Raw genomic sequence first — 13,804 nt, forward strand, 5'->3', positions numbered from 1 at the left:
CTCATTGTCGCCGAGCCGACGACCGCGACGGCATCCGTGTCGCCCTTCCGTTCCGCCGCGTGGAACACCCGATACGGCGGAGAAACCAGTACATCTATGCCGGAATCTCCCCATAACCGTATAGGCGGATCGTGAGAAATCCGGGCGGAGGCGTCGCTACCTTCCCGCGTCAGGACATCCCGACACGGAGGTAGGCATGCACCCCTCGGCACGACGTCTCACGGCCCTCGCGGTCCCCAGTTTCGCGGCGGGGGCCATGGTCCTCCTCACCTTGCCCGCCGCCCCCGGCGCCGCGGAGACCACCGGGACGGCCGCCGCCGCTCCGCGGCCCGCCGTGCACGACGCGGCCGACACGGCGGCGGAGCAGCGGACGGTCCGGAAGTTCTGGACCACCGCCCGGATGGAGGCCGCCAGGCCGCTGGAGGCGCCCAGCACCGGCTCGCGGCACTTCGCCGCCGCGGCCTCCGCCCTGCTCGACGCGTCCGGGGCGAGCCCCGCCGCCGTCGCCCCCACCAGCGCCCCCGCGAGTGCCCCCACAGGCGCCACTTCGGGCGTGTCCATGCAGGCCGCCGCCTCCGGGGCCGCCGCGGCGGGGTCCTCGGTGTACGTCTCGTCCCGGACCTCCGGGTCGTCCTGGACGGCGGGCGGGACGATCGCGAGGACCACGGGCCGGGTGTTCTTCACGGTGACGGCCGGATCGGACGCCGGCCGGAACGCCTCGTGCACCGGCACCGCCGTCACCAGCGCCAACAAGAGCGTCGTGATCACGGCGGGGCACTGCGTGAAGGTGAACGGCGCGTTCCACGCCAACTGGGTGTTCGTGCCGGGCTACGACCAGGGCAACCGGCCCGACGGCACCTGGCCCGCGACCACCCTGCTCACCACCTCCCAGTGGAACTCTGGCGAGAACATGAACTACGACGTCGCCGCCGCCGTCGTGGCGCCCCAGGGCGGCAAGAGCCTGACCGACGTCGTCGGCGGGCAGGGCGTGGCGTTCAACCAGCCGCGCGGACGCCAGACGTACGCCTTCGGATATCCGGCCGGCGCGCCGTACGACGGATCGAGGCTGGTCTACTGCAGCGGGCGCACGTTCGACGACTACCTGTCCTCGGAGGACCAGGGGCTGAGCTGCGGCATGACCGGAGGCTCCAGCGGCGGCCCGTGGCTGCTCAACTTCAGCCAGAGCACCGGCGGCGGCATGGTCAACTCGGTGAACAGCTTCAAGTACAACTTCGCGCCCTCCTGGATGTTCGGGCCGTACTTCGGCCCGGAGGCCGAGGCGGTCTACAACACGGCCCAGAACACCGCGCAGAACACGACCCAGGAACCGGCCCGGTGATCAGCGCCCTCCCGATTCACGGAAAGTAGCCACGCGGACACCGATGGTGGTCCACACTCGGGAGCCATGACTCCGAGCCTCCCCTTGCTTGCCGTCACCCTCCTCGCCGCCGGACTCGTCCGCGGCCCCGGACCGGCGGTCCCGCCGTCGCAGGGCCCGGTGACAGGCCCCGTGACGGGCTCCGTACAGGACCCCGTGGCGGATGTGGTGGAACACGTGGCGGACCACACCGCCGAGCCCTACTGGACGCCGCAGCGGATGGCGCGGGCGGTCCCGATCGGGCTGCTGGCGGGCCTGCAGAAGATCACCGCCCTGCCGCCGCCGGTCCTCGCGCCCGGCTCGGCGCGGCCCGCCGTACGGACCGGGACGTCCGAGACCGGCACGACCGGCACGACGGCCGGGGCGACCAGGACGCGGCAGGCGGCGGTGATGCCCCCGGTGACCACGAGCGGCACGCACTGGGCGGCGGGCGGTTCGGTGACGAGGACCACCGGCAGGGTCTTCCTGACCATGAACGGCGTGGACTTCGTCTGCTCGGCCAGCGCCGTGCGCAGCGCGAACCGGGACGTGGTCGTCACCGCCGGGCACTGCGTCAAGGACGGCTCCGGTGTCTGGGCCGAGAACTGGACCTTCGTCCCCGGTTACGACCAGGGGCGTCAGCCGTACGGCGCCTTCCCGGCCCGGCGCATGTTCGTCGCGGGGCCGTGGTCGCGCTCCGGGAACGACGACTACGACGTGGGAATGGTCGCCGTGGACGACCAGGACGGCCGGCACCTCACCGACGTGGTGGGCGGCCAGCCTCTGGGCTTCGACACGCCGCAGGGCCGGCGGACCTACGGGTTCGGGTTCCCCGCCGACCCGCCGTACGACGGGGAGCGCCTGCTCTACTGCGCCGGGGTGCCGCACGGCGACCCGCAGGGACAGACCCGCGACCAGGGCCTGCGGTGCGACCTCACGGCGGGCGCCAGCGGCGGGCCCTGGCTCAGCGGCTTCGACCCCGGCTCCGGCCGCGGCACGCTGACCTCGGTGAGCAGCTTCAAGTACAGCAACGACCAGCGCACGATGTACGGCCCCTACTTCGGCTCGGCCGTACGCGACCTGTTCCGCGGCGCGGAACAGGCCTGATCGTGCGGGACGCGCGAGACCCGGTCAGAAGGGCGACAGGGGCTCGGCGTTGTCCTCGTCCACGATGTCGGCGGCGGACCGGACGATCAGGGGGTCGGGCCCGCCCACCACCGAGACGTCCTTGTCGTCGTAGTCGTAGAGGGAGAGGACGTAGCGCATCGCCTCCAGGCGCCCGCGCTTCTTGTCGTTGCTCTTGATGATCGTCCAGGGGGCGTCCTCGGTGTCGGTGTTGAGGAACATGTCCTCCTTCGCCCTGGTGTACTCGTCCCACAGGTCCAGCGAGGCGATGTCCATCGGCGACAGCTTCCACTGCCGCACGGGATCGACCTGGCGGATGATGAACCGGGTGCGCTGCTCTGCCCTGGAGACGGAGAACCACAGCTTGACCAGGCGGATACCGTCGCGGACGAGCATCCGCTCGAACAGCGGCGTCTGGTACATGAACTCCATGTACTCCTCGGGAGTGCAGAAGTTCATGACCCGCTCGACCCCGGCCCGATTGTACCAGGACCGGTCGAACAGCACCATCTCCCCCGCCGCCGGGAGGTGGGAGATGTACCGCTGGAAGTACCACTGGCCGCGCTCGCGCTCGCTGGGCTTCTCCAGCGCCACCACGGTCGCGCCCCGGGGGTTGAGGTGCTCCATGAAGCGCTTGATCGTGCCGCCCTTGCCGGCGGCGTCCCGTCCCTCGAAGAGGATGACCAGGCGCCCGCCGGTGTCCTTCAGCCAGTACTGCAGCTTCAGCAGCTCGATCTGCAGCAGCCGCTTCTGCCGGTCGTAGTCCTGCCGCGAGATGCGATGGTCGTACGGGTAGTGCTCCCGCCAGGTGTCCACCGGCCCGCCGTCGGCGCGGACGAGGACGGGATCGTCGTCATCGTCGTCCAGCACCTTCAGTCCGGGCGTGCGCCGCAGCAGCTCGACGCCGTCCGGGTGATCCTTAGCGACCTGCGACGCTTCCGGCATCTCCGACCCCGCTCACTTGGTCAGCATTACGTATAGGCCGAGCAACGCCCCGGCCAGGACGAGGCCGAAGCAGGCGACGGCGACGGCCGTTCCGGCCGCTCGCGCCGCGGACGTCCCGCTGCCCCGATCAGGGGTGTCGTACACCCGCCCCGCGGCGAGAGCCGCGAGACCGAGGGCGTAGACGGCGACCAGGCCGGCGCCGCCGAGCAGCCCGGCGAGCAGCACCTTCCACAGCACGGCGACGTCGATGTACTGGCTCATGCGACCGGCTCCTTCACGGGGACGAGACGCCCGGTCCACTCGGCGTTGACGTTGGCGTGGGTCACCGGCTCGCGCCGGGCGGCCAGGTAGAGGCCGCCGGCCAGCAGCAGCATCACGGCGAACACGACGGCCGCGCCGCCGGTGCCGCCGATGGCGTCGGCGCCCTTCCACGCCGCCGCGCCCACGAGGGCGGCGGCCGGGAGCGTGACCAGCCAGGCCACGACCATGCGGCCGGCGAGGCCCCACCGCACCTCGCTCCGCTCCCCGGCGAGCCGCCTGCCGAGCCCCGCGCCGACCACCGAGCCGCCGGTCACGTGGGTCGTCGAGAGCGGCAGCCCGAAGTGGGTCGCGGCGAAGATGACCGCCGCCGAGGAGCCCTCGGCCGCGAACCCCTGCGGGGGCCCGATCTCGGTGAGGCCCTTGCCCAGCGTGCGGATCACCCGCCAGCCACCGGTGTAGGTGCCCAGCGCGATCGTCACGGCGCACGCGAGGATGACCCAGAACGGCGTGCCCGCGTCCGGCGCGATCGCGTGGTCGGCGACGAGGGCGAGCGTGATGACTCCCATCGTCTTCTGGGCGTCGTTGGTGCCGTGGGCGAGCGACACCAGGGACGCCGAGCAGAGCTGGCCGACGCGGAAGCCGCGTTCCCGGAAGCGGTCGGGCGTCCCGCGGGTGATCCGGTGGACGAGGAAGGCGCCCGCGGTCGCCACGAGGGCCGCGAAGAGCGGAGCGAGGACGGCGGGGATCAGCACCTTCGACACGATCGCGGCGCCCTTGACGGCGGAGGCGCCCACCGCGATGAGCGTCGCCCCCGCCACGCCGCCGATCAGCGCGTGCGACGAGCTGGAGGGGATGCCGAAGTACCAGGTCACGAGGTTCCAGGCGAGGCCGCCCACGAGCCCGGCGAAGACGACGGTCAGCGTGATCGCGCCGCTGTCGACGATGCCGGTCGCGATCGTGGCGGCCACCTTGAGCGACAGGAACGCGCCGGCGAAGTTGAGCACGGCGGACAGTGCGACGGCCGCGCGCGGCGGCAGCGCACCGGTGGCGATGGACGTCGCCATCGCGTTGGCGGTGTCGTGGAAGCCGTTCGTGAAGTCGAACGCGAGCGCCGTGACGACGACGACGGCGAGAAGCGCTGTGTTGGCGTCCATGCCCCCCTACTGCACCCGTAAAGCCGCGCCAATCCCTTCGCCGCCGATGTTCTCGCGACGTTCACCCCCCGGCCCGCGTTCCGTCGGCGGGCGCGAGGCGGGCGGGCCGGGAGACCTCGTCGAGGCGGGCGGCGACCTCGGGCGGCAGGGGCAGGTCGAGCCCGGCGAGGTTGTCGCGCAACTGGTCGAGCGTACGGGGCCCAACGATGACCGAGGTGACCTCCGGCCGCCGACGCACCCAGGCCAGCGCCACCGCCGCCGGTGTGACGCCGAGCCCGGCGGCCGCCTCGGCGACGTGGTCGGCGATCACGAGGTTGGGCTCGTTGAGCAGGCCGTCCGCCCAGGCGCGGGCCATGGGCATCGGCGACGCCTTGAGCCGGGCCATCCGGGTTCCCGCTCCGGGGGCCTCGCCCCGCCGGTAGCGGCCCGCGAGCACGCCGCCGCCGAGGGGCGACCAGACCAGCGTGCCGAGGCCGTGCCGCCGGCAGACGGGCAGGATCTCCGCCTCGATGCTCCGGGCGAGCAGGGAGTACTGCGGCTGCAGGGACACGAAGGGCGTGCCGCCCGCCCGCTGCGCGGCCCACTGCGACTCCACGATCTGCGCCGCGGTGAAGTTGGAGCAGCCGATGTAACGCACCTTGCCCGAACGCACGAACCCGTCCAGGGCCGCCATGGTCTCCTCGATCGGGGTGGAGTCGTCCCACTGGTGGCACTGGTAGAGGTCCACGTGGTCGGTGCCGAGACGGCGCAGGCTGCCCTCCAGCGCCCGGGTCAGATGGGCCCGGGACAGCCCGCGGTCGTTGGGGCCGGGCCCCTGCGGCAGGAACGCCTTGGTGGCCAGCACGACGGAGTCGCGCCTGCCCCGGACGGCCCGCCCGACGATGCGCTCGGAGTCGCCGCCGTTGTAGGCGTCGGCGGTGTCGACCACGTTCCCGCCGGCCTCCAGGAAGGCGTCGACGATGCGGGCGGCCTCCGTCTCGTCGCAGCTGCCGGACGAGCCGAAGTTCATGGTGCCCAGGCACGCCGTGGAGACCTTCAGCCCCGAACGACCGAGTTGTGTGTGCCGCACTGCGCGCTCCCCTGTTCCCGTGTTCCCGCGGACCGGAACAACCGTTCCGATTATGTCGCGGCAACATACGGAACTAATGTTCCGCTGTCAACGCGGCCGATCCGGCCGCATGGGGAGGAGGACGATGACCGGCGACGCCAGACCACTGCGCGCCGACGCGCGGCGCAACCGGGCCCGGATCCTGGAGGCGGCCGAGACCGTCCTGGCCCGCGACGGGATGTCCGCGTCGATGCGCGCGGTCGCCCGCGAGGCGCAGGTGGGGCTCGGCACGATCTACCGGCACTTCCCCGACCAGGAGGCCCTCTACCACGCGGTGATCGTCGAGGGCGTGCTGCGTCTCCTGGCGGAGGCGGAGACGCTGCCGGCCGACGCAGGCGAGGCGTTCTTCGGGTTCCTCGGGCGCGTCGTCGCGGACGCGCGGCGGAGGAAGACCCCGGCCGACCTGCTGACTGCGGCCGGGGCCGATCCCAAAGCGGGGACGGCGGAGGCCTCCCGCGGCATGCGGAACGTGATTGAGCGGCTGCTGCTGGCCGCGCAGGAGTCGGGCGCGGTGCGGTCCGACGTCCGGATGCCCGAGCTCCTGGCCCTGCTGTCCGCGGCGTGCCTGGCGGCCGAGCGCGACCAGTGGAGCGACGACCTACGTAGCCGCGCGCTCGCCCTCCTCTTCGACGGCCTGCGGCCCCGCCGCTGACCACACCCCTTGTTACGGGACGACCGCCGGGAACGCCACGGTGACCTCCAGGCCGCCCTCGGGGCCCGGCCGCGCCCGTACGGCGGCTCCGTGCGCGCGGGCGATGGACGCGACGATCGACAGCCCGAGCCCCGCGCCCTGCTCCCGGGTGGTGTGCAGGCGGCGGAACGGCGCGAAGAGGTCGTGGAACCGCTCCTTCGGCACCTCCGGGCCCGTGTTGCGGACCGTCAGCACGCCGTCGGCGAGGGTCACGTCCACGGTCCCGCCGGAGTGGTTGTAGCGCAGCGCGTTGTCGACGAGGTTGGTCACGAGCCGGTTCAGCAGGACCGGATCCCCCTGTACGACGAAAGGGGCGATCCGCGAGGTGACCGTCACGCCCGCGGGTCCCCTCCCGTCCGCGTCCGCGTCGGCCAGGGCGAGCCGTACGATCTCGCCGAGCGCGACCGGGCTCCGCTCGCGCAGTCCGTGCCCGGCCTGCGCGAGGGCGAGGAGGGCGTCGATGAGGCGCTCCATGCGGTGGTTGTGGAGCAGCAGCTTGGCGCGGATCTCCCCGACGTCCTCGGGCAGGCCGACCTCGATCGCCGTCCGCTGCACGGCCAGCGGGGTGCGCAGCTCGTGGGACGCGTTCGCGACGAACCGCCGCTGGCCCTCGACCGAGCGCTCCAGCCGGTCGAGCATGGCGTCGAACGTGTCGGCCAGCTCCTTCAGCTCGTCCTTCGGCCCGGTGAGGGCGATCCGCTCGTGCAGGGTGGACAGCGACAGCCGCTGCGCGGTGGAGGTGATCCGGTGGAGGGGCCGCAGGACGCGTCCCGCGACCACCCATCCCACCACCACCGACACCAGGGTCAGAGCCCCGATCGTCAGCACGCTCACGTCCCACTGATAGTGGATGACGTCCCGCACCAGCTCCGACAGCGGCGGCGGCGGTTCCGGCTCGCCCAGGCGCGGGGCCGGAGGCGGCCGCTCGGGCGGCAGCGGGAACCGCGCGATCCGCGCGTCCAGCGCCTGCCGCATCAGCGTGTTCACGATGACCAGCAGCACGACGGAGGTGAACAGGAACAGCCCGGAGTAGATCAGCGTGAGCCGCACCCGGACCGTCGTCACAGCACGTAACCCGCGCCGGGGATGGTCTGGATGCAGGGCGGGTCGCCCAGCTTCGCCCGCAGGCGGCTGACCACCACCCTCACCACCGTCGTGAACGGATCGACGTTCTCGTCCCACGCCTCCTCCAGCAGCCGTTCGGCGCTCACCACCGCGCCCTCCGCCCGCAGCAGCGTCTCCAGGACGGCGAACTCCTTGAGCGACAGGTGCAGGTGCCGGCCGTCCCGGGACGCCTGGATGCGGTGCGTGTCGAGCGTGATCCCGTGCCGCGTCAGCACCGGCGGCACCTGCGACCTGCTGCGCCGTCCCAGCGCCCGCACCCGCGCGACCAGCTCGGCGAAGTCGAACGGCTTGGGCAGGTAGTCGTCGGCGCCCATGCCGAGGCCCGCGACCCGGTCCGGCACCGACGCCGCCGCCGTCATCATGAGGATCCGGGTACGGCTCCCGCGGGCCACCAGCTCGCGGCAGACGAGGTCGCCGTGCAGCTCGGGCAGGTCGCGGTCCAGGACGAGGACGTCGTAGTCGCTCACCGCCAGCCGCTCGGCGGCGCCCGCCCCGTCGTAGACCACGTCGACCGCCATCGCGTGGCGGCGCAGCCCCATCGCCACGAGATCGGCGAGGTCGCGTTCGTCCTCCGCCACCAGAACCCGCATGGGGTCTTCGTACCGCAGGCGGGGTAACAGCGGCGTTAACGATCTCGTTCACGGCGCTGAAACCCGCTCCCCGCCACGCTGACGGACATGATCAGAACGTTCTGCTCCGCCGTCCTGCTGGCGGCCTGCGCCCTCGCGTCGGGGCCGTCCCCCGCGACCGCCGACGACGGCGGGCGATGCGCCACGCCGTCGGGACCCCCGCCCGCGTCCTCGCCGCCGACGACGGTGAACACGCTCCGGCAGGCGTACGACTGCGTGCTCGACAACTACTACAGCGGGCCCGAGACGGATCCGCGGCAACTGCTGCGCACCGCCCTGTCCGCGTACACCCAGGACCTGGTCCGGCGCGGGGCCGACACGCCGGACCTCCGCCTGCCCGCCCTGACCGGGGACCGCGCCGCCGACTGGGCCGCCGTCGCGAAGGTGCTCGGCGCCGGGGAGCCGCGCGCCCTGCGGGCCGCCATCACGGGCATGGTCGCCGGACTGCACGACAACCACGCCCGGGTGGAGAACATCACCGCCGCGTCGGAGGGCGGGCCGGTGGGGACGGGCATCGCCGGCCTCTCGGCCGCGCAGGGCGGGCAGCTCGACCCGGCCGCCCGGCCGCCCCTGTTCATCACCCGCGTCCTGCCCCGCAGCCCGGCGGACAGGGCCGGCATCCGGCCCGGCGACATCATCGATAAGGTCGACGGCATACCGGCGTTCATCGGGGAGAAGGTCAACCAGAGCCTCGTCGACACGTTCGCCTCCCCCACTGTGCGGCTCACGCTGAAGCGGCCCACGACTGGACGCGTCCGGACCGTGAGGCTCACGGAGGGTCCCCTCGAAGAGCAGAGGCGGGCGGTGACGGCGAAGACCCTCCCCGGTGGCGTCACCTACGTCAAGGTGCCCGGGTTCTTCCCGGGCGCGGCCGACCAGGTCATCGCCGCGTTGAAGGACACCACGAAGGCCGCGGTCCTCGACCTGCGCGGCAACGGCGGCGGGTCGCCGCGCGAGGTGACCCGGCTGCTCGGCGCGTTCGCCCACGGCAAGGTGACCAGCTATTTCTGCCCGCTCAGGGGCGACTGCGCGGCCAACCGCACCGACGACACCATCCCCCTGCTCGGCCTGCGCCTGGTCGTGCTGACCGACCGCGGCTGCGCCTCCGCCTGTGAGGACTTCAGCGCGGCCGTGAAGGACAACGGCCTCGGCGCCCTCGTCGGGGCCGTCTCCGGCCCGGCCGAGGCCTACCTCCTCGACGACGGCAGCGTGCTGCTGCTGCCGAAGGTCCGGCACCTCGGGCCGGCCCGGGAGATCATCGACACGGTCGGCGTCCCCGTCGACCACCAGGCGCCCATGACCGCCCTCGACCTGGCCGAGGGCCGCGACCCCGGCCTCGCCAAGGCGCTGTCCCTCCTGTAAGGGATCGGGCCGGGCGGCCGGAACCCCCCGCCCGGCCTTCCCAGGCCGGGGGCGGGTGTGTCACGATGTCAGACATGATCGTTGGAAAGGACGACGCCACCCGTATCCGGTGAGCGTCCTCGCGCAGCGGGAAGCTGCCGCAATCCGCGAAGAATGGCTGGGCCACGCGCTGGCGACGCGGCCCGCCGACCGTCCGGCCGCAGAGGCCGCCATCTCCGGGCTGTACGGCCTGCTCGGGCTCGCCCCGCCCCGGTTCCACTGGGTTCCGTCGCCGTTCACCGCCCTGACGACCGTCCCGTCCGGTCTTCGTCCACGCTCCGGGCAGGGCGTGGACCTGGTGTCCGAGTGGCCCCTGCCGCGCCGGTTCCACTCCGTGGCGACAGGGCTCTGCCTGGACCTCGACGCGCGGGTCCGCCCCCGGTATCGGACCGTGGACCGCTGGATCCACCGCGACGTACGCGTCCCGGCCGAGCGCTCCACGGACAGCGCGTTCGTCCTGCCGATCCTGGCGGCGCACCGCCCGAGCCATCCCTGGCCCGCCTGGTACCGGATCCAGAGCGTCGCCTGGGTCGCCCACTACGACGCCCTCCGCCGGGCCGCGGGCGTGGGCTACACCCCCGAGCAGAACCGGCGGCTCGACCTGTGGGCCGCCGCGGCCGCCTCCTGCGGCCCGTGGTGGCCGCACGAGCACGTCTGCGTCGTGTCCGAACGGCCCGTCGTCCTCCGTACGGAGGTGTGGGGCGACGACGGCGAGGTGCGGCTGCACTGCCCGGACGGCCCGGCCGTGCGGTACGCCGACGGCTGGGACGTGCACGCCTGGCACGGCACGCTCGTACCCCCGTGGGTCATCACCGATCCGGCCGTCGGACGCATCGAGCGGGAGGAGAACGTCGAGGTCAGGCGGTGTGCGATCGAGCGCATCGGCTGGGACGCCTACGTCGCGCGGGCCGGGCTCGGCCTGGTCGCCTCCGCCCCCGACCCCGGCAACCCCGGCCACGTCCTGCGGCTCTACGACCTGCGCGGGGGGACCAAGGTGCTCCTCACCGTCAACGGGTCCGCCGAACGCGACGGGACCCGCCGCCGGTACGGGCTGACCGTGCCGGGCCACTTCCGCGACCCCGTCGCCGCCGCCGGCTGGACCTATGGCCTGTCCGCCGAGCAGTACTCCCTTCTCGTCCGCCGAACCTGAGGTGACTCCCATGAACGTGACACTGGCATCGCTGTCCCACCAGACCGGACTCGCCGTGCTCGACCACCTCGAGCGGTCGGCGCGCGTCCCCGTCGTCGACGGCCTCCACGCCCAGGGCGACCTGATCGTCGTCCCGCTCGCCTTGATCGCGTCGGCCGTGGCGGTCCGGCCGGAGGCCCGGTGGACGGACGTGCCGCCCGAGGGGGTCGAACTCCTGCGCGGCGCCGCCGGGGGCAACCCGCACACGCTCGTCGCCGACCCCGGCACCTGCCGATGGACGGCGGACGTCGCGGACGCCGAAGGGCTGGCGCTCGGGATCTTCGAGGCCTCGGCCGTCGTCTACCTGCTGCATCCCGAACACGGGGCCACGGGCTGCGCCTCCGGCGCCTACGTCGTACGGCGGCAGCGCGAGCACATCTCCCCCGACTGGCACGGGCGCACGGCACGGCTCGTGGCCGACTGAGATCTCCCGAAAACCGAGATCGCCCGCGACGACGAGGGGCCCGGAGGACGATCGTCCCCCGGGCCCCTCGGACGCGTGGTTCTACAGCGTGAGGCCGGTGAGCACCATGACCTTCTCGTAGGTGAGGTCCTCCATCGCCGAGCGCAGTCCCTCGCGGCCCACGCCCGACTCCTTCACCCCGCCGTACGGCATCTGGTCGGCCCGGTACGACGGGACGTCGCCGATGACGACCCCGCCGACCTCGAGCTCCCGGTTGGCCCGGAAGGCGACGTCGAGGCTGCGGGTGAAGACCCCGGCCTGCAGGCCGTACCGGGAGTCGTTGACCGCGGCGAACGCCTCGTCGACCGAGGCGACCCGCTGCACGGTCATGACCGGCCCGAAGACCTCCTCGCAGGCGACCTTCGCGCCGGCGGGCACGTCGGCCAGCACGGTGGGGGCGATGGTCGCGCCGTCGCGGGTGCCGCCCGCGAGCAGCCGCGCGCCGGCCTCCACGGCCTCGTTCACCCAGTTCTCGACGCGGATCGCGGCGTCCTCGCTGACGAGGGGGCCGACCTGCGTCTTCTCGTCGGCCGGGTCGCCGGTCACGAGGCCGCCGACGGCGCCGACCAGCCTCTCGGTGAAGGCGTCGGCGACCGAGTCCTCCACGATCACGCGCTGCACCGCGATGCAGCTCTGGCCCGCCTGGTAGTTGGAGAACAGCGCCACCCGGCTCGCCGCCCAGTCGAGGTCGGCGTCGGCGAGCACGACCGCGGCGGCGTTGCCGCCGAGTTCGAGCGTGACGTGCTTGCGCGGCACGCTGTCGAGGATGGAGTAGCCGACCGGCCCCGAGCCGGTGAAGGAGACGACCGGCAGCCGGGGGTCCTCCACCAGGGAGGCGGCCCGGTCGTTGGGCACCGGCAGCACGGAGAACACGCCCTCCGGCAGGTCGGTCTCGGCGAGGATCTCGCCGAGCACCAGCGCCGACAGCGGGGTCGCGGGAGCCGGCTTGACCACGATCGGCGCGCCCACGGCGATGGCGGGAGCGACCTTGTGCGCCACCAGGTTGAGCGGGAAGTTGAAGGGCGTGATCGCCAGCACCGGTCCGTACGGCACCCGGGAGACGTAGGCGAGCCGTCCCTGCGCCGCGGGCTCGGTGTCGAGCCGCTGCACGTCGCCGCTGAAGCGGCGGGCCTCCTCGGCGCCGAAGCGGAAGGTGGAGACGGCCCGGCCGACCTCGCCCCGGGCCCAGAAGATCGGCTTGCCGTTCTCGGCGCTGATCAGCTGGGCGATCTCCTCGGCGCGCTCGCTCAACCGGCGGGCCACGTGGGCCAGCGCCTCGGCGCGTACGTGGATGGGCAGGGCGGCGGCCTGCCCGCGCACCGCGTGGGCGGCGGCGACGGCCTGCTCGACCTGGTCGGGCGTCGGGACCGAGTGGACGCCGACGACCCTTCCGTCGTGCGGGTTGGTCACGGCCTGCTCGGCGTCTCCCGTGGCGGGACGACCGGCGAGCCAGAAGGGGCGGGGATCGGAAGTGCGGCTCACGTCCATGGCTTCACGCTATGCCCCCAGCCGCGGACCGGTCGTTACTCCGGACGGGCCAATCGCCGCCCTCCGGCACGCCATGGTGGACAACTATGGTGGGATGTCACGGATGCGCGGCAATTTCATGATGTTTTCGGTTTACCGGCGGTTTGAAAGCCGAGCGGCATGGTTAAGTCATCTTCCGGGTCTGTCGCGGGACCCCCACAATCAGAAGGGCTCGTCGCTGATGGGTACGCCGGCGCCGCTCGGTCTTCAGGGTGCCTACGCACGCGGCCATCGGAGCAACTACGACGAGCTGCGCACTCGCCTTCTCGACGTCGCCAACGACCTGCTCGCCTCCGCGGGCCCGGAGAGCCTCACCGTACGCAGGATCGCGTCGGAGGCCGGCTGCTCCACCCAGCTGATCTACACGATGTTCGGCAGCAAGGAAGGCCTGGCCGAGGCGCTCTACCTGGAGGGCTTCGAACGGTTCCGCCGCAGGCTGGAGGCCGTGCCACACCGCGCCGACCCGATGGAGCACCTCAGCCTGCTGGGGCCCGCCTATCGCGAGGCCGCGCTGTCCGAGCCCGGCTACTACAGCCTGATGTTCGAGCGGGCCATCCCCGGGTTCGTCCCGAGCGAGCGCGCCCGCACGCTGGCGAGGGCCGCGCTCAACATCGTCGACCGGGTGATCGCCGAATGCATCTCGGCGGGCCGCCTGGTGCCGACCCAGCCCCGGAAGGTCGCCGACACGCTGTGGGCCGCCGCGCAGGGCGCGCTCAGTCTGGAACGTGCCGGGCACCTGCCGGACGGCAAGACCTACGAGATCGTGACGAACGCGGCCATCCGGGCGTTCATCGCCCGCCCCCAGGCCTGACAGACCTCCGTCACACGG

The 13,804-nt window shown here is 72.9% G+C and carries 14 protein-coding genes; 7 read left to right on the top strand and 7 right to left on the bottom strand.

Annotated features, from left to right (window positions below):
- The first annotated feature begins 196 nt into the window (after window positions 1–196).
- Entirely contained in the window at window positions 197–1,339 is a 1,143-nt protein-coding gene (locus Mam01_RS22070) for a trypsin-like serine peptidase (RefSeq protein WP_204287122.1), read from the top strand.
- 66 nt (window positions 1,340–1,405) lie between these two features.
- The gene (locus tag Mam01_RS22075; RefSeq protein WP_239101513.1) at window positions 1,406–2,464 is read left to right on the top strand and encodes a trypsin-like serine peptidase; all 1,059 of its coding nucleotides are present in this window, start codon (window positions 1,406–1,408) and stop codon (window positions 2,462–2,464) included.
- Between the two features lie 24 nt (window positions 2,465–2,488).
- On the opposite strand, the gene ppk2 is transcribed toward Mam01_RS22075, so the two are convergent.
- From ppk2 to Mam01_RS22095, 4 genes are all read right to left on the bottom strand, one after another.
- Window positions 2,489–3,427 (bottom strand): polyphosphate kinase 2, encoded by a 939-nt coding sequence (gene ppk2, locus Mam01_RS22080; protein ID WP_150940608.1) that lies wholly within the window; start codon window positions 3,425–3,427, stop codon window positions 2,489–2,491.
- A gap of 12 nt (window positions 3,428–3,439) precedes the next feature.
- Window positions 3,440–3,688: a hypothetical protein gene (locus Mam01_RS22085; RefSeq protein ID WP_204287123.1), complete on the bottom strand. Its 249-nt coding sequence runs from the start codon at window positions 3,686–3,688 to the stop codon at window positions 3,440–3,442.
- The gene (locus Mam01_RS22090) at window positions 3,685–4,842 is read right to left on the bottom strand and encodes an inorganic phosphate transporter (protein WP_204287124.1); all 1,158 of its coding nucleotides are present in this window, start codon (window positions 4,840–4,842) and stop codon (window positions 3,685–3,687) included. The genes Mam01_RS22085 and Mam01_RS22090 overlap by 4 nt, the downstream gene beginning before the upstream one ends.
- 61 nt (window positions 4,843–4,903) lie before the next feature.
- Window positions 4,904–5,911: an aldo/keto reductase gene (locus Mam01_RS22095; RefSeq protein ID WP_204287125.1), complete on the bottom strand. Its 1,008-nt coding sequence runs from the start codon at window positions 5,909–5,911 to the stop codon at window positions 4,904–4,906.
- Between the two features lie 124 nt (window positions 5,912–6,035).
- On the opposite strand from Mam01_RS22095, the gene Mam01_RS22100 reads away from it, so the two are divergent.
- The gene (locus tag Mam01_RS22100; RefSeq protein ID WP_204287126.1) at window positions 6,036–6,602 is read left to right on the top strand and encodes a TetR/AcrR family transcriptional regulator; all 567 of its coding nucleotides are present in this window, start codon (window positions 6,036–6,038) and stop codon (window positions 6,600–6,602) included.
- 12 nt (window positions 6,603–6,614) lie between these two features.
- On the opposite strand, the gene Mam01_RS22105 is transcribed toward Mam01_RS22100, so the two are convergent.
- Together Mam01_RS22105 and Mam01_RS22110 are read right to left on the bottom strand one after the other, a co-directional pair.
- Window positions 6,615–7,706, bottom strand: a complete 1,092-nt coding sequence (locus Mam01_RS22105) for a HAMP domain-containing sensor histidine kinase (protein ID WP_204287127.1) — start codon at window positions 7,704–7,706, stop codon at window positions 6,615–6,617.
- Complete coding sequence (locus Mam01_RS22110) at window positions 7,703–8,356, bottom strand: response regulator transcription factor (RefSeq protein WP_204287128.1); 654 nt, start codon at window positions 8,354–8,356, stop codon at window positions 7,703–7,705. The genes Mam01_RS22105 and Mam01_RS22110 overlap by 4 nt, the downstream gene beginning before the upstream one ends.
- Before the next feature lie 87 nt (window positions 8,357–8,443).
- Here Mam01_RS22110 and Mam01_RS22115 point away from each other — a divergent pair, with 87 nt between their 5' ends.
- The 3 genes from Mam01_RS22115 to Mam01_RS22125 all read left to right on the top strand — a co-directional run bounded on the left by Mam01_RS22115 (window position 8,444) and on the right by Mam01_RS22125 (window position 11,409).
- On the top strand, window positions 8,444–9,757 hold the full coding sequence (locus Mam01_RS22115; RefSeq protein WP_204287129.1) for a S41 family peptidase: 1,314 nt from the start codon (window positions 8,444–8,446) through the stop codon (window positions 9,755–9,757).
- Between the two features lie 109 nt (window positions 9,758–9,866).
- A complete protein-coding gene (locus Mam01_RS22120) occupies window positions 9,867–10,946 on the top strand; it encodes a DUF6745 domain-containing protein (protein WP_204287130.1) in 1,080 nt (359 codons plus the stop codon).
- Between the two features lie 10 nt (window positions 10,947–10,956).
- A complete protein-coding gene (locus Mam01_RS22125; RefSeq protein WP_204287131.1) occupies window positions 10,957–11,409 on the top strand; it encodes a DUF8820 family protein in 453 nt (150 codons plus the stop codon).
- A gap of 81 nt (window positions 11,410–11,490) precedes the next feature.
- Here the strand turns inward: Mam01_RS22125 and Mam01_RS22130 are convergent, their stop codons facing one another.
- The gene (locus Mam01_RS22130; protein WP_204287132.1) at window positions 11,491–12,936 is read right to left on the bottom strand and encodes an aldehyde dehydrogenase family protein; all 1,446 of its coding nucleotides are present in this window, start codon (window positions 12,934–12,936) and stop codon (window positions 11,491–11,493) included.
- Window positions 12,937–13,156: 220 nt separating this feature from the next.
- On the opposite strand from Mam01_RS22130, the gene Mam01_RS22135 reads away from it, so the two are divergent.
- Window positions 13,157–13,786 (top strand): TetR/AcrR family transcriptional regulator, encoded by a 630-nt coding sequence (locus Mam01_RS22135; protein ID WP_150940626.1) that lies wholly within the window; start codon window positions 13,157–13,159, stop codon window positions 13,784–13,786.
- Window positions 13,787–13,804 lie beyond the last annotated feature (18 nt).

The organism is Microbispora amethystogenes, from assembly GCF_016863015.1.
Classification (GTDB): Bacteria; Actinomycetota; Actinomycetes; order Streptosporangiales; family Streptosporangiaceae; genus Microbispora; species Microbispora amethystogenes.

Coding starts and splice junctions, on each gene's coding strand:
- Mam01_RS22090 (WP_204287124.1), bottom strand. CDS start 4,842: ATGGACGCCAACACAGCGCTTCTCGCCGTCGTCGTCGTCACGGCGCTC.
- Mam01_RS22135 (WP_150940626.1), top strand. CDS start 13,157: ATGGGTACGCCGGCGCCGCTCGGTCTTCAGGGTGCCTACGCACGCGGC.
- Mam01_RS22125 (WP_204287131.1), top strand. CDS start 10,957: ATGAACGTGACACTGGCATCGCTGTCCCACCAGACCGGACTCGCCGTG.
- Mam01_RS22130 (WP_204287132.1), bottom strand. CDS start 12,936: ATGGACGTGAGCCGCACTTCCGATCCCCGCCCCTTCTGGCTCGCCGGT.
- Mam01_RS22075 (WP_239101513.1), top strand. CDS start 1,406: ATGACTCCGAGCCTCCCCTTGCTTGCCGTCACCCTCCTCGCCGCCGGA.
- Mam01_RS22085 (WP_204287123.1), bottom strand. CDS start 3,688: ATGAGCCAGTACATCGACGTCGCCGTGCTGTGGAAGGTGCTGCTCGCC.
- ppk2 (WP_150940608.1), bottom strand. CDS start 3,427: ATGCCGGAAGCGTCGCAGGTCGCTAAGGATCACCCGGACGGCGTCGAG.
- Mam01_RS22070 (WP_204287122.1), top strand. CDS start 197: ATGCACCCCTCGGCACGACGTCTCACGGCCCTCGCGGTCCCCAGTTTC.
- Mam01_RS22115 (WP_204287129.1), top strand. CDS start 8,444: ATGATCAGAACGTTCTGCTCCGCCGTCCTGCTGGCGGCCTGCGCCCTC.
- Mam01_RS22100 (WP_204287126.1), top strand. CDS start 6,036: ATGACCGGCGACGCCAGACCACTGCGCGCCGACGCGCGGCGCAACCGG.
- Mam01_RS22110 (WP_204287128.1), bottom strand. CDS start 8,356: ATGCGGGTTCTGGTGGCGGAGGACGAACGCGACCTCGCCGATCTCGTG.